Source organism: Streptomyces sp. CA-251387 (assembly GCF_050936625.1).
Lineage (GTDB): Bacteria > Actinomycetota > Actinomycetes > Streptomycetales > Streptomycetaceae > Streptomyces.
In genome coordinates this window covers 3,413,986-3,436,382 of record NZ_JBNJMJ010000001.1, presented here as the reverse complement: position 1 = coordinate 3,436,382, position 22,397 = coordinate 3,413,986, and the positions used below count along the sequence as shown (strand labels likewise).

General features: G+C 71.0%; 21 protein-coding genes. 12 read left to right on the top strand and 9 right to left on the bottom strand.

From position 1 onward, the window contains the following. Positions 1 to 203 precede the first annotated feature (203 nt). Positions 204 to 509 (top strand): hypothetical protein, encoded by a 306-nt coding sequence (locus tag ACQEV2_RS15220; RefSeq protein WP_433054459.1) that lies wholly within the window; start codon positions 204 to 206, stop codon positions 507 to 509. A gap of 363 nt (positions 510 to 872) precedes the next feature. Here the strand turns inward: ACQEV2_RS15220 and ACQEV2_RS15215 are convergent, their stop codons facing one another. The 4 genes from ACQEV2_RS15215 to ACQEV2_RS15200 form a co-directional block, all read right to left on the bottom strand. After that, positions 873 to 1,193 (bottom strand): hypothetical protein, encoded by a 321-nt coding sequence (locus ACQEV2_RS15215; protein ID WP_433040516.1) that lies wholly within the window; start codon positions 1,191 to 1,193, stop codon positions 873 to 875. Positions 1,194 to 1,253: 60 nt separating this feature from the next. Continuing rightward, positions 1,254 to 1,571 (bottom strand): hypothetical protein, encoded by a 318-nt coding sequence (locus ACQEV2_RS15210; RefSeq protein WP_433040513.1) that lies wholly within the window; start codon positions 1,569 to 1,571, stop codon positions 1,254 to 1,256. A 63-nt stretch (positions 1,572 to 1,634) separates the two neighbouring features. Then, a complete protein-coding gene (locus ACQEV2_RS15205; protein ID WP_433040510.1) occupies positions 1,635 to 1,991 on the bottom strand; it encodes a hypothetical protein in 357 nt (118 codons plus the stop codon). Positions 1,992 to 2,245: 254 nt separating this feature from the next. Beyond that, a complete protein-coding gene (locus ACQEV2_RS15200) occupies positions 2,246 to 2,647 on the bottom strand; it encodes a hypothetical protein (protein WP_433040507.1) in 402 nt (133 codons plus the stop codon). A gap of 248 nt (positions 2,648 to 2,895) precedes the next feature. Between ACQEV2_RS15200 and ACQEV2_RS15195 the strand changes: the two genes are divergently transcribed. From ACQEV2_RS15195 to ACQEV2_RS15180, 4 genes are all read left to right on the top strand, one after another. Next, the gene (locus ACQEV2_RS15195; RefSeq protein ID WP_433040504.1) at positions 2,896 to 3,609 is read left to right on the top strand and encodes a glycoside hydrolase family 16 protein; all 714 of its coding nucleotides are present in this window, start codon (positions 2,896 to 2,898) and stop codon (positions 3,607 to 3,609) included. Further along, positions 3,606 to 4,208, top strand: coding sequence for a vitamin K epoxide reductase family protein (locus tag ACQEV2_RS15190; RefSeq protein ID WP_433040501.1), 603 nt, complete (start codon positions 3,606 to 3,608; stop codon positions 4,206 to 4,208). Before ACQEV2_RS15195 ends, ACQEV2_RS15190 begins: the two co-directional genes overlap by 4 nt. A 90-nt stretch (positions 4,209 to 4,298) precedes the next feature. After that, on the top strand, positions 4,299 to 4,796 hold the full coding sequence (locus ACQEV2_RS15185) for a tyrosinase family oxidase copper chaperone (RefSeq protein ID WP_433040498.1): 498 nt from the start codon (positions 4,299 to 4,301) through the stop codon (positions 4,794 to 4,796). After that, positions 4,780 to 5,640 (top strand): tyrosinase family protein, encoded by an 861-nt coding sequence (locus ACQEV2_RS15180; RefSeq protein WP_433040495.1) that lies wholly within the window; start codon positions 4,780 to 4,782, stop codon positions 5,638 to 5,640. The genes ACQEV2_RS15185 and ACQEV2_RS15180 overlap by 17 nt, the downstream gene beginning before the upstream one ends. A gap of 50 nt (positions 5,641 to 5,690) precedes the next feature. Here ACQEV2_RS15180 and ACQEV2_RS15175 read toward each other — a convergent pair whose 3' ends face one another. Then, positions 5,691 to 6,650: a D-2-hydroxyacid dehydrogenase family protein gene (locus ACQEV2_RS15175; RefSeq protein ID WP_433040492.1), complete on the bottom strand. Its 960-nt coding sequence runs from the start codon at positions 6,648 to 6,650 to the stop codon at positions 5,691 to 5,693. Between the two features lie 87 nt (positions 6,651 to 6,737). Between ACQEV2_RS15175 and ACQEV2_RS15170 the strand changes: the two genes are divergently transcribed. The 3 genes from ACQEV2_RS15170 (at position 6,738) to ACQEV2_RS15160 (ending at position 9,760) form a co-directional block, all read left to right on the top strand. Beyond that, complete coding sequence (locus ACQEV2_RS15170) at positions 6,738 to 7,694, top strand: NAD-dependent epimerase/dehydratase family protein (RefSeq protein WP_433040489.1); 957 nt, start codon at positions 6,738 to 6,740, stop codon at positions 7,692 to 7,694. A gap of 42 nt (positions 7,695 to 7,736) precedes the next feature. Beyond that, positions 7,737 to 8,543, top strand: coding sequence for an SDR family oxidoreductase (locus tag ACQEV2_RS15165; protein WP_433054456.1), 807 nt, complete (start codon positions 7,737 to 7,739; stop codon positions 8,541 to 8,543). A 374-nt stretch (positions 8,544 to 8,917) separates the two neighbouring features. Then, positions 8,918 to 9,760, top strand: coding sequence for an SDR family NAD(P)-dependent oxidoreductase (locus ACQEV2_RS15160; RefSeq protein WP_433040486.1), 843 nt, complete (start codon positions 8,918 to 8,920; stop codon positions 9,758 to 9,760). A 243-nt stretch (positions 9,761 to 10,003) separates the two neighbouring features. On the opposite strand, the gene solA is transcribed toward ACQEV2_RS15160, so the two are convergent. Further along, complete coding sequence (solA, locus tag ACQEV2_RS15155; RefSeq protein ID WP_433040483.1) at positions 10,004 to 11,146, bottom strand: N-methyl-L-tryptophan oxidase; 1,143 nt, start codon at positions 11,144 to 11,146, stop codon at positions 10,004 to 10,006. Between the two features lie 256 nt (positions 11,147 to 11,402). Between solA and ACQEV2_RS15150 the strand changes: the two genes are divergently transcribed. The 4 genes from ACQEV2_RS15150 to ACQEV2_RS15135 all read left to right on the top strand — a co-directional run bounded on the left by ACQEV2_RS15150 (position 11,403) and on the right by ACQEV2_RS15135 (position 15,370). Beyond that, on the top strand, positions 11,403 to 12,374 hold the full coding sequence (locus ACQEV2_RS15150; protein ID WP_433040480.1) for an AfsR/SARP family transcriptional regulator: 972 nt from the start codon (positions 11,403 to 11,405) through the stop codon (positions 12,372 to 12,374). 58 nt (positions 12,375 to 12,432) lie between these two features. Further along, positions 12,433 to 12,852: a type II toxin-antitoxin system RatA family toxin gene (locus tag ACQEV2_RS15145; protein WP_433040477.1), complete on the top strand. Its 420-nt coding sequence runs from the start codon at positions 12,433 to 12,435 to the stop codon at positions 12,850 to 12,852. 12 nt (positions 12,853 to 12,864) lie between these two features. Beyond that, positions 12,865 to 14,109, top strand: a complete 1,245-nt coding sequence (locus ACQEV2_RS15140) for an aspartate aminotransferase family protein (protein ID WP_433040475.1) — start codon at positions 12,865 to 12,867, stop codon at positions 14,107 to 14,109. A gap of 67 nt (positions 14,110 to 14,176) precedes the next feature. Next, positions 14,177 to 15,370: a thioester reductase domain-containing protein gene (locus ACQEV2_RS15135; RefSeq protein ID WP_433040472.1), complete on the top strand. Its 1,194-nt coding sequence runs from the start codon at positions 14,177 to 14,179 to the stop codon at positions 15,368 to 15,370. 106 nt (positions 15,371 to 15,476) lie between these two features. Here the strand turns inward: ACQEV2_RS15135 and ACQEV2_RS15130 are convergent, their stop codons facing one another. The 3 genes from ACQEV2_RS15130 to ACQEV2_RS15120 all read right to left on the bottom strand — a co-directional run bounded on the left by ACQEV2_RS15130 (position 15,477) and on the right by ACQEV2_RS15120 (position 22,270). Continuing rightward, a complete protein-coding gene (locus ACQEV2_RS15130) occupies positions 15,477 to 18,173 on the bottom strand; it encodes a LuxR C-terminal-related transcriptional regulator (protein ID WP_433040469.1) in 2,697 nt (898 codons plus the stop codon). A 564-nt stretch (positions 18,174 to 18,737) separates the two neighbouring features. Further along, positions 18,738 to 20,474: an ABC transporter ATP-binding protein gene (locus tag ACQEV2_RS15125; protein WP_433040466.1), complete on the bottom strand. Its 1,737-nt coding sequence runs from the start codon at positions 20,472 to 20,474 to the stop codon at positions 18,738 to 18,740. Further along, complete coding sequence (locus ACQEV2_RS15120) at positions 20,474 to 22,270, bottom strand: ABC transporter ATP-binding protein (RefSeq protein ID WP_433040463.1); 1,797 nt, start codon at positions 22,268 to 22,270, stop codon at positions 20,474 to 20,476. Before ACQEV2_RS15120 ends, ACQEV2_RS15125 begins: the two co-directional genes overlap by 1 nt. Positions 22,271 to 22,397: the final 127 nt, after the last annotated feature.

The following is a 22,397-nucleotide window of genomic DNA, read 5'->3' as shown; positions in this document are numbered from 1 at the left end:
AGCCAAACATGTTGGAATGGCGGCGCTCCCCGGGTTGTTTCGCACGCGATGTCACCCGTTCGGAGCCGCCGTGCGCCGAACGGGTTCGGCGCAACGGGTCTTTTCGTATGAGTTCCTGGAAGTTGTCGGCAGCGGAGTTTCCCGAGCGGCCCCCTCTCGTTAGCCCAGGAGAACCGAGAACGAGTCACCAGGAAAGGAACATGATGAAGAACCTGAAGGCTGCCGCTGTCGTCGCCGGCTCCCTCGCCGTTGCCGGTGTCGCCGGGCCCGCCGCCGCGGTGGACATGCCCGCGTCGGGCCTCGTCGACAACGGCAAGACGGTCGCCCGCAGCCTGCCCTCGGCCGCCAAGCTGCCGACGGGCTACGTGGGCAACAACGTCAAGCGCACGGCCGACAACGTGAAGCAGGGCGTGAAGCGGTCGGGAGTGGTGAAGACCCCCGTCTTCGGCGGCACCCTGCCGAACCCGATCGACGGTCAGCTGCTCGGTGGACTTCCGATCAACAGGTAGGCGATCAGGCAGGCGACTCGTTCCTCGACTTCGTCGCCCATCGGCTCGTCGTTCCGGGCCGGCTCCGCACTCCGCGGAGCCGGCCCTTCGGCATATTCGGGGACGGCATTCCGGAAGGTGAGCGGGGGCAATTGCCTTGGTGCTTTGCCGCGTTGGGCCAAATGAATGATGCAGGGTGACCGCGGCCGGGCCGGCTGCGTTAGTCCATTTGAATGGGCGCTCTTTCCTCCTTGCCGGCGCTCCTTGACTGTGGGCCCTGTCCGCGCATCGATGCGGACAGGGCCCACGGGTTTGCCATGAAACACACATAGACGAGGGCGGTCCGCCGGACATCCGGCGGACCGCCCTCGGGTGAGGCGCTGCTCAGAACAGCAGGCCGCCGAAGTACGGGGCGTTCTGCTGCTGGTTGATCGTGGCCGTGTTGCAGGCGGCGTAGTGCGAGTTCGGCGCGGCGACGCCACCGAGGACGGCACCGTTGGACCACGGGGCGAGGCAGCGGGCGTCGAGGAAGGCGCCGTTGACGACGGCGATTCCCTGCTGCGGTTCGTTCACGACGACGGGGGCCGACGAGAAGCCGCTACCGCCCTTGACGGTGGTGGTGTCGCCGTCGGCGGCGGCGGTGCCGCCGGCCGCGAGGACGATGCCCGCGGCGATGGCAGAAATGGCCGTAACCTTGTTACGCATGAGCTGAGCCTTTCCGGGCTGCGTTGGGGTTAACCTGCTCCGAATTGCTCGGAGCAGGAGTCAGAACAGCAGGCCGCCCTTGTAACCGGCGTTCTGCTGCTGGTTGATCGTGGCCGTGTTGCAGGCCGCGTAGTGCGAGTTCGGCGCGACGACACCGGCGAGAACGGCACCGTTGGACCACGGCGCGGCACAGCGGAGGTCGATGACGGTGCCGTTGGCCACGAGGATCCCCTGCTGCGGGGCATTCACCACGACCGGGGACTGCGAGAAGCCGCTGCCGCCCTTGACGGTCGTGCAGTTGCAGGCCGCGGCGGTACCGCCGGCCGCGAGGGCGATGCCTGCCGCGAGGGCGGAGATGGCCGTAACCTTCTTACGCATGAGTTGCGCCTTTCCGGGCTGCGTTGGGGTGATTCAGCTGCTGCGAACGGCTCGGAGCAGGGGTCAGAAGAGCAGGCCGCCGACGTACCCGGCGTTCTGCTGCTGGTTGACCGTGGCCGTGTTGCAGGCGGCGTAGTGCGAGTTCGGCGCGGGAACGCCACCGAGGACGGCGCCGTTGGACCACGGGGCGAGGCAACGACCGTCGACGAGGCTGCCGTTGATGACGACAACACCCTGCTGGGGCTCGTTCACGACGACCGGGGCCGACGAGAAGCCGCTGCCGCCCTTGACGGTGGTGTTGTTGCCGCTGCTGCTGCCATTGCCACTGCCGCCGTCGCCGCCACCGGCGGAGGCAATGCCGGCGGTGCCGATGACAGTGCTGAGGGCGAGGGCCGTGATGACCGCGAACTTCTTGGGCAACTCGGTTCCTTCCTGAATTCACGGTTGCGCACGCTTACGAAAAGGAAACCCGTATATGCACCCCTAAGTCACGGCGGGAACAATCAAACGTGGGCAGATTCCTTCGGATGGCGCAACCCTGCGTGCAGAAGAGAATGCGTCCGGCCCACCGGCAGGGTGCGGGCCGGTGGGCCGGAGTTGTGGTGCGGGGGTGCCGAGAACCGGATCAGAGTCTCAGAATTCCGGGGCCAAGGACTCGTACGGTTGCCGGGTCGTCACTTGGACTTGGGAAGGAAGGTGCCGAGCCCGGCGGAGGTCGGCGCCTTCAGCGGGTGGATCTGGACGGACCCGCTTCCGGCCGGGTTCTTCACCGGAATCGTGGGCCGCTTCGCGGCATCCGGGTCCATTCCGTCCAAGTACACGCCGGACATTCCCACCGCGCTCTTGTTGCTCTTGTCGAACGCGCTGCCCTTCGCGATTCCGCCGTCGCGGGCCAGCCGCGTCACGGCATCGGCCGCGGGCAGGATCGCCGGGCTCACCTTGGTCGGGGACATGAGCCCGAGCGGGCTGGTGGAGATTCCCGATCCGCCCGTGGCGGCCGAAGCCGCCGCGGCGGAGCCACCCACGAGTCCCGCACCGATGGCCAATGCCGCAGTGGTGAAAACTGCCTTCTTCATGATTCACCTCGCTGGAAAGTACCTCTGATCCGACGGTTGGAGAACATAGCAGTCCAAGGCCCCTGCAAAAGCGACGCGTTGCTCCATACGCGTGAAAATCGCAGGGGTGAAGAATGGAATGCACAGAGGCATTCGGAGGGATGGGCATCTGGTCCGCGCATCGATTGATCGTATGGTGCGCCCGGCTCGATTCGATCGCCTGCGCGAGCTGAATGGGGAAATGGGGCAGGCGGTCTACCCTCGCCGCCATGACCATCGACATCGCCCCGTTCACGCCGGTCTGGTCCGAGGAGTTCGACGCCCCGATCGCCTGGGGCTCCACCTGGGTCGGCGACCGGTCCAGCACCTACCGCTACTGCGATCACAACCCGGACGACGACAAGCTCGACTGGCTCGACCCCGGCTGTGTGACCGTCGCGGGCGGCGTCGCCACCTTCACCGCCACACCGGCCGGCCGCACCCTTGAGAACGGCCGGCAGGCCTGGCGCACCGGGCTGCTCACCACCGAGTACTCCGCCGAGGACTTCCGGGTGCGGACCGGCGACTACGTCGAGACCCGCGTCCGGCTGCCCTCGGCGGCCGGAGCCTGGCCGGCGCTGTGGACGTGGAAGGACGGCGGGAGTGAGGTCGACTCCTTCGAGTACCACCCGGACAACCCGAACCTGCTGGAGCTGTCCAACCACGTCACCTTCTCCTCGGCCTACCACACCGACGCCGACGCGATCGCCCCGGGCCGGTGGGTGACCATCGGCACCCGCTACGGCGAGCGTTCCGTCGAGTGGTACGTCAATGGCACGTGCGTCTGCTCCGACGGCACCGGTGTCGGCGCCGACTGGTCGGCGTATCTGATCCTGAACCTGTCGGTGTGCGCGGGCCGGTACCACCCGGCCCCCTGCGACCCGGCACCGATGACCTTCGCCGTCGACCATCTCCGCGTCTACCGCGAGGCCGCGCGGTGGTGACCACCGCCCCGGGCGCGCGGCGGGCCGCGGGCGGCGGCCGTGCGTTCGCCCTGCTTCTGGTGGTCACGGGGGCGGCCGGGCTGCTGGCCTCCTGGGTCATCACCCTCGACAAGTTCAAGCTGCTCGAGGACCCGGACTTCACCCCGGGCTGCAGCCTGAACCCGGTGCTGTCCTGCGGCAGCGTGATGGAGAGCGACCAGGCCGAGGCCTTCGGGTTCCCCAACCCGATGCTGGGCCTTGTGGCCTACGGCGTCGTGATCTGCGTCGGCATGAGCCTGCTGGCCGGGGCCGTCTTCCCGCGCTGGTACTGGCTGACCTTCGAGGCCGGATGCCTCTTCGGGATCGGGTTCGTCTCCTGGCTGCAGTTCGAGTCGCTGTACCGGATCAACGCCCTGTGCCTGTGGTGCTGTCTGGCCTGGCTCGCGACGATCGTGCTGTTCTGGTACCTGACGTCCTTCACCGTACGCAGCGGCTTCCTGCCCGCGCCGGGCCCGGTGCGGACACTCTTCGCGGAGTTCACCTGGGTGCTGCCGGTGCTGCACACCGGGATCGTCGGGATGCTGGTCCTGACCCGTTGGTGGGACTTCTGGACGAGCTGACCATTGCACCGTATGGGCGCTTCTGTGGTGACCGTGGGGCGCCCCGGACGGTTACTCGTACGAACAGCCGAACCGTACGAGGAGTGAGCGATGGCCGTCAGTGCAGACGGGGTGTCGATGGGTGCGGTGCAGGGGGCGGCAAGCCCGGTGCGCAGCGAGCCGGAGGGGCGGACGCGGCGGGAGGTGGCGCGACTGCTGTTCGGCTCCGCGGCCGTGGCGCTCACCCCGGTGCTGGCCGCCTCCCGGCCCTCGCGGTCCGCGGATCGGCAGCGGCACACCGACATCCCCTTCGACGAGACCTACCGCGGCCGCCACATCCAGGGCGCCCCGCATCCCGCCGCCGGCCTGAGCGCGCTCGGTGTCGCCTGGCACGTCACCGTGGACGGCCGCCCGCTGCACCTGATGCGCCGTGCCGACGGCACCTGGCTGAGCATGCTCGACCACTACAGCTGGTACCGGACGCCACTGGAGGCGACCCGCGCGGCCGTCGACGAACTCGGGACCGGCAGGCGGCTGCGTGACGTGGCCCCCGGGCCGTTCGGCGGCGGGCACCCGCACAGGGAGGCACAGCATGGTGTACGTGCGTAAGAACGTGAGCAAGCTGACGCCCACCGAGCGGCGGCGTTTCGTGGGGGCGCTGCTGGAGCTCAAACGGCGCGGGGAGTACGACGAGTTCGTACGGCTGCACATCGCGCACTTCCGCGGGGACGGCGACCGGGGCCTGCGCGCCGCCCATATGACGCCGTCCTTCCTGCCCTGGCACCGTCAGTTCGTGCTGGACCTGGAGACCGCCCTGCGCCGCATCGACTCCTCGGTGACGGTGCCGTACTGGGACTGGACCCGGGACCGGTCGGCCACCGCGCTGCCGTGGACCGACGATCTGCTCGGCGGCAACGGGCGGCGCGGGGACCGGCAGGTGATGACCGGGCCGTTCGCCTATGTGGCGGGCCGGTGGCCCCTCAGGGAGAGCATCACCGACATCGAGTTCCTCACTCGGGACCTGGGCCGCGCCCGCAATCCGATCGACCTGCCCACCCGGGACGATCTGAACTGGGCGCTGAAGGACCCCGTCTACGACGTCTCCCCGTGGGACTCGACGGTCACCAAGGGCTTCCGCAACAAGATGGAGGGCTGGGGCACCGGCAGCATCGCCTGGCACAACCACAACCGGGTGCATCGCTGGATCGGGGGTGCCATGCTCGGCGCCGCATCCGTCAACGACCCCGTCTTCTGGCTGGTCCACGCCTTCATGGACCTGCAGTGGCAGCGCTGGCAGCGGCGCCACCGCAGACACCGCTACCTGCCGGCGCGGCCGCCGGGCCGGGGCAGCGCGCAGTACGGCCGGATCGTCGCCCGACACGAGAAGCTGCCGCCGTGGGACGTGACCCCGGACGAGCTGGAGGACGTCTCCGCGATCTACCGGTACGCCTGAACGACTCACCCGTACGCCTGAACGACCCACCCGTACGCCTGACGGCCGCCTCAGGGCAGCCGTCGTACCGGTGAACCCGCCAGGTACGCCTGGATGTCCTCGACCGCATGGCCGTAGTACGTCGCGTAGTTGGCCTGCGAGACATAGCCGAGGTGAGGGGTGGCGAGCAGGCGGGGCGCCGTGCGCATCGGGTGGTCGGCGGGGAGGGGCTCGATGTCGAAGACGTCGACGCCGGCGCCGGCGATACGGCCCTCGTGCAGGGCGGCGAGCAGGTCGTCCTGATCGACGATCGCCGCGCGCGAGGTGTTGATCAGGTAGGCGGTCGGCTTGAGCAGGGCGAGTTCGGCCGCGCCGAGCAGGCCACGGGTGCGGTCGCTCAGGGCGAGGTGGATCGAGACGAAGTCGCTGTCGCGGAGCAGGTCCTCCTTGCTCGCGGCGAGTTCGACACCCACCTCCTCGGCGCGCTCCTTGGTGAGGTTCTGACTCCACGCGCCGACCTGCATGCCGAAGGCGAGACCGACCTGCGCCACCCGGCTGCCGATCTTGCCGAGCCCGAGCAGTCCGAGGCGGCGGCCGTGCAGGTCGGCACCCAGCGTGCTCTGCCAAGGGCCGCCGTCACGCAGGGCGTTGCTCTCCCGGACGATGCCGCGGGCGAGGCCGAGCAGCAGGGCCCAGGTGAGCTCGACGGGCGGGGTCGAGGCGCTGGCCGTACCGCAGACCGTGACGCCGTGCGCCTCGGCGGCGGCGTAGTCGATGACCGAGTTGCGCATGCCGGAGGCGATCAGCAGCTTCAGCCGGGGGAGACGGGCGATCAGGGAGGCGGGGAAGGGGACGCGTTCCCGCAGCGTGACGACGATGTCGAACTCGGCGAGGGCCGCGGCGAGGGTGTCCTCGTCGGGGAAGTGGGTGGTGAACGGGACGACCTCCACGTCGTCCGCGAGCGGCGACCAGTCGGCGACCTCGGTCGCCACGTTCTGGAAGTCGTCGAGCACAGCACAGCGCAGCCGCACGGCAGTTCCTTTCCATGGTCAGGGAACCGACTTTACGGAAGCGGGGCGGGCGGCCGCTGTACCGTCGGCCGAGAGGGAGGACCCACCTTGTCACCACGCATCCTTGTCACCGGAAGCAGCGGCTTCATCGGAGGGCATGTCGTCGCGGCCCTGCGGGAGTCGGGGGGCGTCACACCGTCCCGGGTCCGGCTCCTGCTGCGCGACCCGGCGCGCGTGCCGGCGGGCGGAGGGCTCGCCGACGGTGCCCCGGCGGTGGACGTCGTACGGGCGGACCTCGCCGAACCGGCAACCCTGCGCGGCGTCTTCGACGGCATCGACGTCGTCCTGCACTGCGCCTCCTACGTCGGTGACGACGAACGGCGCACCGAGACCGTCAACGGCCACGGCACCCGCGCCCTCGTGGAGGAGGCGACCCGCGCCGGAGTCGCCCGCGTCGTCTACGTGAGTACGGCCGCCGTGTACGGCCGAGGTCCCTTCACCGACGCGCCCGTGGGCGGGTTGGCGCATGCGCCCGCCTCGCCCACCAGCCGTTCCCGGGCCGCGGCCGAGCGGCATGTGCTGGACGCGGGAGGTGTCGTGCTGCGCCCGCACCTGGTGTTCGGCGCCGGTGACCGATGGGTGGTGCCCGGGCTGGCAGCCCTGATGGGAGTGCTCTCGGCGGGTTTGAAGGACTGCACCGCCCGGCATTCCGTCGTCGACGTACGGGCGTTGGGGCGCGCGGTCGTCGCCGCCGGGCTGTCGGAGCGGGAACTGGCGGGCGCGCATCACGTCAACCACCCCGACCCCGTGGAGGGTTCGCAACTGCTGGACACGGTGGCCGACCGGCTCGGTCTGTGTCTGCCGGGCGCACCTCTCGACGTCGACGAGGCCCGGACGCGGTTCGCCGGAAAGCCGCGCGTACTGCACCACCTCGGCATGCTCGCCGTGGACCACTGGTTCACGGACGGCGGTTTCTGGGCCCGTGTGGGCGCCGACCCCGGGGTGGGATTCGCTCGGGGTCTTGCCCAACAGGCCGTGTGGTACCGGAAGTTCCTGGACCGTTGACGGGCGCGCGCATTCCCGCTTCTCCGCCTTCTTCCGCTACACCTGGTCCTCGTGGACACCAAACGCGCACTGACGGACAAGATCGCACTGGTCACGGGGGCCGGCCGGGGCATCGGCAGGGGGATCGCCGAGCGGCTCGCGCGCGACGGGGCGCTGGTCGGCGTCCACTACGGCCACAGTGCGGCCGCCGCGCTGGAAGTCGTCGCGGAGATACGCAGGAACGGCGGGCGGGCCTTCCCCGTGCGGGCGGAGCTCGGGGTGCCCGGTGACGCCGACGCGGTCTTCGCGGCCTTCGACGCCGGGTTGCGGGAGCAGGCGGACACAGCGGCGGCGGCCGATGTCCCCGGCTCGCTCGACATCCTGGTGAACAACGCTGGGACGAGCGGATCGGGGCCGATCGGGGAGGCGGTGCCCGAGGTCTTCGACCGTATGATCGCCGTCAACGCCAAGGCGCCGTTCTTCCTCACCCAGCGCGCGCTGCCGCGGCTGCGGGACGGCGGGCGCATCATCAACATCTCCTCGCTGGCCTCACGACGCGTCGCTTTCCCCGAGTCCGTCGCGTACGCCATGTCCAAGGGCGCGCTCGACACGATGACCCTGTGCCTGGCCAAGGAGCTCGGCGGTCGCGGCATCACCGTCAACACGGTCGGTCCGGGCTTCGTCGAGACGGACATGAACGCCCGGCGCAGGGCGACTCCTGAGGGCCGTGCCGCCCTGGCCGCACGCTCCGTCTTCGGCCGGATCGGCAAGCCGTCCGATGTGGCGGACGTGGTGGCGTTCCTCGCTTCCGACGACTCCCGCTGGATCACGGGGCAGTATCTCGATGTCAGTGGCGGTACCGGTTTGTGACGTTGGGGCTTTCCGCTTCCGCGCCGTTGACCTGGTTGGTGATGGACGCCGCCGGATTCCCTGCCGAACACCGCGTCTGGGAAAGGCTGCGTCCGCCGACCCGGCTCACCGGCCGGCTGGGGGCATGAGGTTCGCTGACGTGTCAGGCCTTGTCAGGGCAGGGGATGGGGGACCGGGCGCGTCAGTAGGGTGACGAGCGCGGGCGTGGCCGACGTATCGGAGTTCTGTTCGCCGCAGGGCGTGTCGTGGCGCTGAGCCTCTTGGATGAGGGGGCGGGAGACGCGGCGGACCGACCCACATGAGTTCGGCGACGCGTCGGCCACGCCCTGCCCCAGGGCGCGAGGAGTCAGTCGTCCTGCCGAAAGGGAACAGCCATGAGCACTGCCCCGACCGTCCCGACCACCGCCCTCGTCACCGGCGCGTCCTCCGGGCTCGGCAGGGAGTTCGCCGCCCAACTCGCCGCCCGAGGCCATGACCTGGTCCTGGTCGCGCGCTCTCGTGAGCGGCTCGAAGAGGTCGCCGAGGAACTGGGCTCGGTCCATGGCGTCAAGACCCACGTGGTGGTGAAGGACCTCTCACAGCCCCACGCCGGCCGGCAGGTGGCGCAGGAACTCGCCGACCGGTCGCTCCACGTCGACCTGCTGGTGAACAACGCCGGGTTCGGCACCGCCGGCCGCTTCGAGGAGATCGCCGCGGAACGCGACCACGACCTGCTGATGGTGAACGTCGTCGCGCTCGTCGATCTCACCCACGCGCTGCTGCCCGCCATGCTGGAGCGCGGCACCGGCGCGGTCCTCAACGTGGGGTCGACGGCCGGGTACCAGCCGAGCCCGTATCTCTCGGTCTACAGCGCCTCGAAGACGTTCGTCCTCAACTTCTCGCTCGCGCTGCGCCAGGAGTACCGGGGCCGGGGCATCCGCGTCACCGCCCTGTGCCCCGGCCCGGTCGAGACGAAGTTCTTCGAGGTGATCGGCACCCGTAACGCCGCCGTCGCCGGCAGCTTCACCACGCCCGAGCCGGTCGTCCGGACGGCGCTGCATGCCCTCGACCGGGACCGTGCCTATGTGACGCCGGGCCTCGGCAACGCGCTCATGGCGCACCTGACTCCCCGCCGGCCGCGCACCCTGGTGGCCTGGGTCGGAGAACGGATCTGCCGCAAGGCCCTGCGGCCCGAGAAGGGCGGCAACACCCTCGCCGCCGGGAGCGCCGCGAGCTGACCCGTGGCGCGGACCGTGTGCCGCCGACGGGATGACGGGTGCCGCCGGGGCCGACGGGATGACGGGTCACGTCCCGCGAGTGGTGCGGTCGGTCAGCCTGCACGGCTTCGCAGGTCGCAGGGGTGATCAGCCCGGCGCCCGGGCGCCGGGCGGCCCATGCCGCCGTGACCGGTTCGCGCAGCGGCGCGGGTCGTTCGGCCGCGCCCGCTGTCGACGGCCATTCGGAGTGGGACGGGACGCGCTTCAGCTGAAGCGGTCCGGTGAGAGGGAGTCCAGTGGCGTCTTCGGGGTCCTGCCCTGGACGAGGTCCGCGACGGCCTCGCCGATGCCGGGGGCGTGGCCGAAACCGTGCCCGTTGTCGCCGGCCGCGACGATCATCCGTGGGTCGCCGTCGGGGCGGCCGAGCACGAACTGCCCGTCCGGAGTGCGGGTCTGCGTGCTGATCGCCACGCGGACCGGCAGCGGCTCGAGCCCCGGCACCTTGGCCGGCAGCAGCCGCGCCAGGTCCGACCAGTCGTCGGGGACGACCGAGCGGTCGGTGTCCTCCGGGTCGACCGGCTTGGCGGCGACCCCGCCGTCGTGCAGGCCGAGATGGACGTCGTACCCGCCCTGGGCACCGTGCCCCCACAGGAGGCGACCGTCGTCCACTTCCCGCAGGAAGACCGGGAAGCTCTCCAGCTCGAAGCCGCTGTTCGGTTCGAGCGGACGGAACCAGCTCACGGGCGTGCGGACCGTCTGCAGCGGCAGCCCGGGCAGCAGCGCCGGCAGCCACGCCCCCGCCGTCAGCACCACCTGACGGACCTTCACCGACCGGTGGGCGGTGTGCAGATGGACGCCTCCGGGCACCGGCTCGACCAGGGTGATGCGGGAGTCGGCGTACACCCGTGCGCCCGCGTCCTCGGCCAGGGCGACGGCAGCCCGCACGGCGCGCTCCGGTCGCAGGATCCCCGCGGACGGCTCCCACACGCCGATGTGATGGCCGGGCACGCCGGTGTGGCGCGGGTACTGGAAGCGCAGCGCGGTGGCCGTGAACGTGCGGACCGGGACACCGTGCGCGCGGGCCGCGTGCAGCGTGCCGCCCGCGACTCCCCCCTTCTCCGGCCCGATCACCAGGCCGCCGCCGGCCACGAACAGGCTCTCCTGCCGGGCGTCCTGCAGCTGCGACCACAGCTCCCTCGACGTGAGGGCCAGCGGCACCAGTCCGGGGTGGTCGGGACAGGCGAGGCGGAACATGCGGGAGCCGCCGTGCGACGATCCGAGCGCATGACCGGGCGTGAAGCGTTCGAACCCGATGACGTCGACGCCCCGGGACGCCAGCCGCCACAGAGCCGCCGCTCCCCACCCGCCCAGTCCCACCACCGCGGTCTCGGCATCCCAACGAGTCATGCCGTCACTCCCTGCCTCTCGTCGTCTGTCCGGGCCCAGCCGACCACGTGCGGGCGCGCGCACGCATGAGTAACCGTCACTCACCCGGCGCGGCCGTCCACCTCCCCGGACGCCGGTGCCGGTGCCGGTCGTACCGCCGCCGGCACCGGGCGCGGCTCCGGTTTGGAGTACCTGAGTACTCATGCGCCCGGCCCACCGCCCGTGATCACCTCGGTATGCCGCGTGGTGCAGGCGGCGACGACTGGTGGAGGTTTCGATGCAGTTCCGGGTACTGGGGCCCGCTGGGATCTACGACGACGTCAATCAGCGAACCGTGCAGCTGACCAGTCCGAAGCAGCGGGTGCTGCTCGGGGCGCTGCTGGTCCGCCTGGGGAACCCGGTGCCGACCGAGGAACTGATCTACGAGCTGTGGGGGAGCAACGCACCGGACAAGGCCGGCAACGCGCTGCAGGCCCATGTCTCGCGGCTGCGCCAGCAGCTGATCGAGGTGGAACCCTCCCGCGCGAACAGCCCGCGCCTGGTCGCCCGCGGCCCCGGATATGTGCTGCAGGCCCGGCCCGAGGAGCTCGACAGCGTGCAGTTCCGGCTCCAGGTGACCCGGGCCAAACGCCTGTTGGAGTCCGACCCGCAGTCCGCGGCGCTGCTGCTGCGCAAGGCCCTCGGCCTGTGGCGCGGCCCGGCGCTGGACGGCGGCGGCCACGGACCGCTCTGCTCCGCGGCCGCCGCGCGCCTGGAGGAGGAACGGCTGCTGGCTTTGGAGGAGCTCTGCGACGCCTCGCTGCGGCTCGGCCGGCACAGCCAGGTCGTGCACCAGCTCGAGGAACTGGTCGTCGCCCATCCGCTGCGCCAGCGGTTCCGCGACCAGCTGGTCGTGTCACTGCAGCGCTGCGGACGGCAGAACGAGGCGCGTGCGGTGCGCGACACGGTGCGGCGGACCTCCGCGGGGGAGCCGGGCACGCCCGGCCGGACGGGCAACGTACGGGTGCTGCGCGAGCCGGGCACCGTCCGGCCGGCGATCGTCGAGCAGGCGATGGCGGGGCGTACGGCCGCCTGGCCGGGCGACGCGGACCTCGTCGACCGTTCCGGCCCGCACGGTCACGAACTGGTCCGGCTGCGCGTCCGGGTGGAGGAACTGATGTCGCAGCAGCACGCCCTTCAGTCGGAGCTGGAACGCCTGATGGCTCTGGTGGAGGAGATGACCCCGGCCCGCCGGAGGGACTCCGCGTGAGCGCGCCCCGAGCGTGAGCGCAACCCGATTCGACCGCATATCCCGAGAGGACACCGTCATGCACGTACTGCACACGACCTGCACAGGCGTGGGCACCCCCGAGCAGGTCTGGAAGGTGCTCGTCGACTGCGAGGCGTTCCCCGACTTCATGGAGGGCGTCAACGAGGTGACGATCACCGGTCAGGACGGCGATCGCCGCAGCAGCAGCTGGATCGTCGAGCTCAAGGGCTCGGAGATGGAGTGGGACCAGGAGGACGTCCTCGACCACACCAGGCGGCGCTGGGAGTTCCGTCAGTCCGACGGCGACCTCGCCCACTACGAGGGCTACTGGCAGGTGGCCGAGGACGCCGAGGGCGTCGCCCTCGAACTCAAGGTGGAGTTCGACGTCGGTCTGCCCATGGTGGCCGACATGATCCACCCGGCTGTGGCCAAGGCGCTGGAGGGCTACCAGCGGGGCATCGTCAACCAGAGCGTGTAGGAGAAGAGAGCCATGACAGAGCCGCGCACAGTCGATGCCAAGGAAACCTTCCGGCGCGTGAAGCGCCATTTCTCCCCCGCGCTCGCCGTGGCCGGCAAGTTCACCGGCCAGGGGGCCGTCGAGGCCTCGGCCGAGGGCTGCCGGGTGACCCTGTCGGACGGCCGGAGCCTGCTGGACTTCGGCTCCTACGCGGTGGCCCTGCTCGGGCACCGCAACCCGGTGGTCGCCGATGCCGTGCGAGCCCAACTGGATGTGATGCCCGCCTCGACGCGCTCCGTGCAGACCCCCGTCGCCCCGCTGGCGGCGGAGCGGCTGGCCGAGTACGTCGGCGGCGGCCTCGGCCGGGTCTACTTCGGGTGCGGTGGCGCCGACGCCGTCGAGGTGTCCGTCAAGCTCGCCCGCATGGCCACCGGCCGCACCACCGTCATCGCGGTCGACGGCGCCTTCCACGGCAAGACGCTCGGCGCCCTCGCCCTGACGGACAACCCGCGCTTCAGGGCGGGCCTGGAGCCGCTGCTCCAGGGCGTCGTGCGGGTTTCCCCGGACGACCCGGAGGCCGTTGCGAAGGCCGTGCGCGAACACGACGTCGCGGCCGTCGTGTTCGAGCCGGTCCAGGCCGAGAACGGCGTGCGCATCCTGGACAGCGCCGTCCTCGCCCAGTGGTGCCGCGACGCCCACGAACACGGCGCGTTCGTCATCGCCGACGAGATCCAGGTCGGTCTGCGGCGGTGCGGCGCCCGCTCCGTGGCCCTGGCGGACGGGCTAGACGTGGACTGCGTCCTGCTCGGCAAGCCGCTGGGCGGCGGTGTCCTGCCGGTCTCCGCCGCGGTCGGCAACGACCGGCTCTTCGCCCCCCTGCTGGCCGACCCGATGGTGCACACCGCCACCTTCAGCGGCCACCCCCTGAGCACCGCGGTGATCCCCGTGGCACTCGACCTGATCGAGCGGCACGCCGAGGACGGTGAGCGGATCGCCGCCGCGATGGAGCAGGGGCTGGCCACGCTCCGTGAACAGCATCCCGACGCCGTCGTCGACACACGCGGCCGCGGGCTGCTGTGGGGCATCGACTTCCGCTCGCCGGAGCTGGCCGGCGACGTACTGACCGGGCTCGCGCAGCACGGCATGGTGGTCTCGCCGTGCCTGAGCCGCCCCACCACGATTCGCCTGCTTCCGCCGATCGTCGCCACCGAAGCCGACGTCAAAGAGGCGATGACCCTGCTCACCGACGCGACAGCCGGGGCCGCCACCGGCGCGTAGCGCGTCGGCACGCCCCCACGGAACGACTCCGGAAACGGAATGTCACCGGAAGGACCGTAGATAACTGATGACTTCGACGATACCCACGGACGCCGCCGAGGAGTTCGCCGCCGATGTCGTACTGGCCGACGACATCACCGGCTTCCCGGCCCCGGACCCGGAGACGGTGTCCGAGGTGTTCCTCACCGGTGCGACCGGGTTTCTCGGGGCGTTCCTGCTCAGGGACCTGCTGCAGCACGGCCTCGTCGTGCACTGCCTGGTCCGGGGCGCGGACACCGACGCCGCCCTGGAGCGGCTCAAGGACAACCTGCGAACCTACGAGCTGCTCGACGATCTCGACCTGGACCGCGTCCGCGTCCACACCGGCGACGTCACCCGGCCGCGGCTCGGCATGCCGCCGGAGGAGTACGCCGACCTGGCGCGGCGGACCGGCGCGATCTACCACTCCGCGGCCAAGGTCAACTTCCTCACCATCTACAAGTGGCTGCGCAAGTCGACCGTGCAGGCGACCCACGAGATCCTGCGGTTCGCCTGCGCGGCGGGGGCCACGCTGCACCATGTCTCCACCACCGGGGTGTTCGAGCCCGGGACGGACCGCGGGCCGCGCGGCGAGCTCGACCCGACCGGGCCGCCCGAGGCGCTGTCGCTGGGCTACACCAAGAGCAAGTGGGTCGCCGAGCAGCTGGTGCTCGAGGCATCCCGCCGGGGTGTGCCCGTGACGGTCCACCGCCCCGGTCAGGTGTGGGGCGACTCGCGCACCGGGGCCTGCCAGCCGAACGACTTCGTGTGGCGGTTCATGAAGGGCTCCCTCCAAGTGGGCCTGTACCCACGGAAGTTCCGGCTGGAGATGAACATGGTGCCGGTGGACTACGTCAGCGCCGTGATCGTCGCCGCGTCCCGGCATCCGGAGGGGACCGGCGGGGCCTACCACCAGGTGAGCCCCCGCACGCTGAACTCCGAGGAGATCCTGCGGCTGCTGCGCGGCGCCGGCTACGACCTCAAGGAGGTCAGCATCCTGAAGTGGATGAAGGCCGTCGCGGCGGACCTCACCAACTCCATGGCTCCGCTGCTGAGCATCCTCGTGGAGTCCGAGAAGGTGGAGGTCGCCCGGTTCTCCGACGAGGGCACGCGCGATCTGCTCAAGGGCTCGGGGATCACCTGCCCGGACATCGACGAGAAGGTGTTCGGCCGGTACATCGCGTACTTCGTGCGGCACGGCGTCCTGCCGGAGCCGGGGGCGCAGCCGGAGCCGGGCGCGTGAGGCGGGTCGCCTGAGGCGCTGAGAGCCACGACGACGGCGGCGGTGTTCCGCGAGGACCGGTCCTCGCGGAACACCGCCGCCGTTCGTGCGGTGGCCTCATGGCGTGCTAGGCGACGTGCTCCGAACCCGCCGCGCCGAGGAGCTGCAGCGGCGCCATGCGGTTGGTCTCCTGCGGCCGCCCGAGCAGCTTGTCCAGGCCCCGCTTCAGATCGTTGCGGGCCGTGATGCCGAGCTTGTGGTAGATGCGGTGCAGGTGGTTCTCGACGGTCCGCACGGAGACCACCAGGCGGTCGGCGATGTCACGGTTGGACATCCCGGTCGCCGCGAGCGCGGCGACCTCCCGCTCCCGGGGCGTGAGCGAGGCGAAGTCGCGTTCCTGGCGGCCGTCGCCCTCCAGCCACGGCGGGAGCGTCATACCGGAGTCGCGCAGCAGCTCCCGGCAGGCCGCCGCGGCCTTGCGGCCCTTGCGGTACTGGCCCGTGGCGCGGAACGCCCGTGCGGCCTGGGCCGCGGCCTCACCCGCGAGGGGGAGCGCGCCCATCTCGCCGAGCCGCCCGGACGCCTCCATCAGCGCGGCACCGTCGGCGTCGGCAAGGGCCTCGGTGTAGTCGGCGAACACCCGGATCAGGCCGCCTGTGGTGCGGGCCGCGCACAGCAGGGCACGGTGCGGGAAGCGGACCGCGGCACCGTCCGTGACCCGGGCCGCCAGCAGCAGCGCGGTGGCCGCCCTGACCGTACGGCCGGCCGCGCCCGCCCGCTCGGCCAGATCCGCGGCCTGGGCGGCGGCGCTGAAGTGGTCCCCGGTGTGGGCGAGGACCAGGGCGCTCTCGTACGCGATCTCGTCCTCGGTGATCGGGGACGCCAGGACCTCGCTGCGCAGCGCGCGGACCTCGACCAGCGTGCGCAGCGCCTCCGCGTGGTTGCCCGACTCGGCGAGCGCACCGGCCAGTTGGGCCAGCGGCCAGGCCCCGGTCACCGGGTACGCATGGGCCGCCTCGGCGGCGATCGCCCCCCGCAGCAGTGCGACGGCCTGCTCGGGCTGCCCCAGCATCCGCAGCAGCCGGCAGCGGTCGAGCAGCGCCTGCAGCAGGACGGGCCGGCCGTGACCGGGGTCGTAGCGGTGGACCGCGTCGAGTGCCTCGGCGGCGCTCCTGAGCCGGCCGAGGAGGGAGGAGCAGCGCGCGGAGACCGAGTTGGCGAGGAGCAGGGCGTCGGTGTCCCAGTCGGCGGAGGCGTCCCGGTAGCGGTTCAGCAGCTCCAACGCGCCTGCCGGGTCGCCGAGTTCGGCACGGGCGAAGGCCACCGTGGGCACCACCGCCTGGGCGAGGGGAAGGTCCGCGGTCTCCTCGCCGAGCGCCGTGTCGCCGAGGGCGACCGCCTCGTGGAGCCGGTCCGACATCACGGCGATCATGACGCGGGTGCCGTGCAGCACTCCGGCGCGCTCCGCACCCACCCCGGCGATCGTGCGGTCCAGCAGTTCGCCGGCCTCCTGCACGCGCCTGAGACTCCACGCCATGTTGGTCACCCGGGTGTGGACCGCGGTGACGAACTCGGCCAGCGGCACCTGCACACCGGTCTCCAGGGCGGCGGCCAGGACCGTCTCGGCCTCCGTGGGCCGGTCCTGCCCGACGAGCACCTGGCCCAGCAGCAGGGCCGCCCGGACGCGGTCCGCGGTGTGTTCGGGGTCCTTCGCTACGCGCGTCACGAGCCGGCGCAGATCCGCTCCGTAGTCGGCGGAGGAGGGGACGGGGCCGTGCAGCGGTGTGCCGTCGAGGTCGGAGGGGGCCTCCTGGAGCGCGAGCAGGCACATGCGCTCCGCGAGCGGGAAGTCCCGGCGCCGGATGGCGACATGGGCCGCGGTGAGCAGCTGCTCCCGCTCGGGGACGAGGCCGGCGTCCATGCGCAGTGAGACGATGCGCAGGATGTCGTCCTCCCGGCGCGCCCCGGTGCGCTCCAGGGCGTCGGCGATCTCGCGGCGCAACCGCTGCGCGGTGAGGTCGGACATGCGGGACGCCACCACCACACGGTTGAGCGGGCTGGCCAGCCGGAGCCGGACGCGCGACCGGCTGCGCTCGACGCTGACGATGCCGCGCAGGTCGAGCGATTCGGCCACCTTGGACAGCCCCGCCGCGGCGACGATCTCGGCCTCCAGCGGCTCGGCGACGGTGAGCATGTGGATCAGTTCGTGCTCGTCGTGGCTGAGGTCGCGCAGTCCGACGCGGATGACGTCGGAGAGCCGTTTGCCGGGACGTTCCGTCAGGCCCGGCCAGCGCCAGGTGCCGTCGACGCAGCTGAGCGAACCGTCTTCCAGGGCGTGCTCGACGAGTTCGCGCAGCATCAGCGCGTTGCCGTGCGTGGCCGCCCAGAGCCGCTCGAGTGTGGCGGTGTCGGTGTGGCCGCCCAGCCGGGCCCGCAGCACGGTGGCCATCGCCGTCCTGTCGAAGGGCGCCACCTCGATGTGCTCGACGAGCCGCTCCACCCAGAGCTTGTCGATGCCCGCCGGGGTGGTCGCGTCCTGGCGGGTGGCGGCGAGGACGCTGAGCCGTCCCGCCGCGACGAGTCGGTGCAGGCGGACACTGGACGCGGCGTCCAGCAGGTGTGCGTCGTCGATGCCGACGACGGGACGGGCGCCCGCGGCGCCGTCCCGGGTGGACGGCTGCACGGCCTCCAGGCACTCGGCCAGCGTGCCGAACCCACGGGTGCGGCTCCCGCTGCTCCAGCCGGCTCCGCCGACGGACAGGACCGTGCGGCCCTCGTCGGCCGCCTGCCGCAGAGCGGTGGACAGAAGAAGGCTCTTGCCCACCCCCGGGGCTCCGACGAGAAGAGCTCCGCCGCGCCGTTCGATGGCGTTCTGGACGGTGTGGAGCTCGGTATCTCGCGCTGTTATCGGCCAGTCGAAGGAATCGCTCGTTGACATCTGTTCACGCCCCCGCGGTCGAATGATTTCGGCCATCTTGTGATGCCTGTCCAGAATTCAATCGGCTCGTTTGACCGTTGGATATTTTAACGGTTGATCAACCATGGCGAGAAGGTGAGTCCCTGTCGACTTTCCGGACCCCTTCGAACCGATTGACACTCAGTCCAACAAGATTGGTTCGAGCCAGATTGTTCACTGGACGATGGCCAGTATAGACCGGCAGGTCGGAAGTCAAGCTGGAATTTCTACAACGCGGAGTTGAAATATGAAAATGCCTGGTGGCAGGGGGTTCCGGAGCGAATGCCGCCGGATAATCGGCAACTTGGACCGGCAACTCTGACATCGCATGCGCCCCCGGTTTACATGGGCGCAAAGAAGTCATTCTTTTCATGTTCGGGAACGCTCAGCGGCCCCCTCGGATTATCCGAGGGGGCTGGAATTGACTTTCTGTCAAGAAATCTGTCCGACCAGACTCCAGTGCCGGGCCCGGTTGCGCTCCGCCCAGAACGATGCATACCGGCCGTCCATGGCCATGAGTTCGGCGTGCGCGCCGCGCTCGGTGATCCGTCCCTCGTCGAGGAACAGGATCTGGTCGGCGGCGGCGACGGTCTGCAGCCGGTGGGCGATGACAAGGAGGGTGCGGCCGGCGGTCAGGGCGCTCAGTGCGTCCTGCACCGCCCGCTCGTTCTCCGGGTCGAGCGACGCGGTGGCCTCGTCGAGCAGCACGATCGGGGCGTCCTTGAGGATCGCCCGGGCGATCGACACACGCTGCCGTTCGCCGCCGGACAGCAGTGCGCCGCCCTCGCCGACCCGGGCGTCCCAGCCGTCGGGCAGCCGCTGCACGATCTCCTCGACCCGGGCCAGCCGCGCGGCCTCGCGGACCTCGGCGTCGGTGGCGCCGGGGCGCCCGACCCGGATGTTGTCCATGATGGTGCCCTCGAAGAGGTACACGTCCTGGAACACCACGGAGATGCGGGACATCAGGGTCTCGGGGTCGATGTCCCGGACGTCCACGCCGCCGACGCGCACCGCACCCGAGTCCACGTCCCAGAACCGCGGGACGAGCTTGCTCACCGTGGTCTTGCCGGAACCGGACGGGCCGACCAGCGCGGTCATGGTGCCCTCGGCCAGAGTCAGGGACACGCCGTCCAGCACGGGCGTGCCGTCGTAGCCGAAGCGGACGTTCTCGAACTCGACGGTGTTGCCGTCCGGTACCCGCGGCTCCCGCGGCTGCGGCAGGGTGGGCTGCGCCAGCAGGTCGGCCACCTGGGCCAGGGCGGAGCGGGCCGTGTTCAGGCTCGAGCCGAGCACCGCGGTCTCCGCGATCGGCTCGGTGAACCGCACCGCAAGCACCAGCAGTGCCAGCAACTTGGCCACGTCCAGGCTGCCGTCCAGCGCCAGATAGGTGCCGGTCAGCAGGACGACGGTGAACGCGGCCTGGATCACCAGCGCGAAGCCGATCAGCCCCGGGACCCCGGTGACCAGCACCCGGCGGGACGCCTCGGTCTGGGTGCGCAGCGCGGCGTCGAGCCCGGTGCCGGAGCGGGCGTCGCCCCGGCCGAACACCCGCAGCACCGGCTGCAGTTGGGCGAACTCCACCACCCGTCCGCCGGTCACGGCCCGGGCCGCGGTGCGGGCCTGGTCGGCCTGGCGGCTCAGCGCGGTGCTCCACCGGTAGACCAGGACGATCAGCGGGACGGTGAGCGTTGCGGCGAGGGCCAGCCGCCAGTCGAAGACATACATCAGCACGACCACGGTCACGGGCGTGACGAAGCTGGTCACCAGGGGCCTCAGGAGATGCGCCGGCACGCCCATGATGTCCATCACGCTCTTCGTGGTGAGCTGACCGAGCTGTCCCACGCGCTCCGGCGCGAACCAGCCCAGCGGCAGTGCGGCCACCCGGTCGCCGATGCGGTGCCGCAAGCTCCTCGAGAGCGTCGCGCCCGCCTCGAACCCCATGAGCAGACTCCAGTAGTACGCGGCGCAGTACAGCACCGACACCCCGAGCAGCGCCCACAGCCACGGCCAGACCTCGTCCGGGTCCGAGCCGAACAGCGCCTCCAGCACGGGGACCAGCAGAGCGAAGGCGATGCCCTGCAGCACCGCGCCCACCACCAGGGCGATGACCATCCGGCGCACCGGACGGGCCTGTTCGGGGCCGAGTACGTCGATGAGTTGACGGATCATCAGCTGTGTCCTCCCGCCGTGGCGACGTTCGCGGCCTGTGTGACGGGCGCGGGGCTGTGCGGCTGCCACCGGCTCGTGTGTTCATGGGCGTGCCACATCCGGGCGTACCTGCCGCCCGCGGCGACGAGTTCCGGGTGCCGGCCCCGCTCGACGATCCGGCCGTCCTCCAGCACCACGATCTGGTCGGCGCCGACGACGGTGGAGAGCCGGTGGGCGATCATCAGCACGATCTTGCCCCGGGTCAGCTCCGACAGCGCGTCCTGCACGGCGGCCTCGGAGTGCGGGTCGGCGTAGGCGGCGGCCTCGTCCAGGACGATCACCGGGGTGTCGGCGAGCAGGGCGCGTGCGATGGACACGCGCTGCGCCTGGCCGCCGGACAGCCGTGCGTCCTCGCCGATCACCGAGTCGTAGCCGCGCGGCAGCGCCTCGATCACGTCGTCGACGCAGGCCGCACGGGCCGCGGCGCGCACCTCGGCGAGGTCGGCGTCCGGTCGCGCCATGCGGATGTTGTCGGCCACGGTGTCCTGGGTCAGGCGAACGTCCTGGAAGACGAACGCGACCCGGCTGTAGAGGTCTTCGAGCGCCATGTCCCTGATGTCCACACCGCCGATGCTGATCGCACCGCCGGTGACGTCCCAGAACCTGGGCAGCAGCGCGGCCAGTGTGCTCTTGCCGGAACCGGACGGGCCGACCAGTGCGGTGACCGTACCGGGCGAGAGCTCCAGGTCGACGCCGGCCAGGGCCTCCTGCTCGCCGTCGTAGGAGAAGCGGACCCCCCGGTAGCTGACCCGGTTGCCGTCCGGGGTCTTCGGCGCGTCCGGCACGGGGAGCTCCTCGGTGTCGAGGATCCCGGCGACGCGCTCGGCGGCGCCCTTGGCGATGCGCAGCTCGTAACTCGCGTAGAACAGCGACAGGATCGGCGCGGTCAGGCCGATCCCGAGCAGCGCGAACGGCAGCAGGTCCACGGCGTCCAGCCAGCCCTGCGTCACGAACAATGCTCCACCGGCGAGCGTGGTCACCAGGACCGCGATCGGGGAGAGGACGATCTCCGCGGCGGCCTTGGAGTACTGGGTGGAGCGCACCCAGGTGAGGAAGAACTCCGAGAAGTCGTCGGCCGCCCGGGCGAACTCGCGGTGGGCCCGGCGGGCCTGGCCGAAGGTCTTCACGACCGCGATGCCCTGCACGAACTCGACGGCGCTGCCGTTGATGCGCCCCATGGCCTCGTCGTACAGGGGCAGGTTCTTGGACATCCCGGCCATCGTGGCGCTGTACAGCGTCAGCCCGATGAGCAGGGGCGCGATCACCACCAGGGTCATCCGCCAGTCGACCCAGAACAGATACGCCAGGGAGGTGACCGGGACGACGGTCGCCGTGGTGATGTCGAGCAGCGAGTGGGCGATCAGATGGTGCATCGCGTCGACGTCGTCCTGTACGGCCTTCTTCACCTGGCCGGAGTTGCGGGACGAGAACCAGCCCAACGGCACCCGGCCGAGGCGGGCCGTGAGCGAGCGGCGGATGTGGAACTGCAGGGCGTTGTCGGCGAGATGGGAGATCCCGCCCGCCACCAGCGCGACGATCAGCCTGACCAGCAGCGCGCCCGCGCCGATCGCGGTGACGGTCCAGGCGTCGCCGGTGCGGTTGGGGCCGTCGTCGAGCAGGACCCGGCCCAGCTCGGCGACAGCGATGAAGGGCACCACGCCGGCGGCCGCCGAGACGGCCTGGGCGGCGATCGCCCAGCGCAGCCTTCCCTTGATCGGGTCGAGAATCGCGCCAAGTGCGGTCTTTCCCGCGGCCATGCGGGCCTCCAAGCGCTTCGGTTGGACAGCTGTTAGACGGTGTCTAACAGAGGGTAACTGTATCCGCTTCCCGATGCCGCGCGTCAAGCGGGCCGGGGCGGGTCGAGGTGCAGAGGGGGCGAACGGC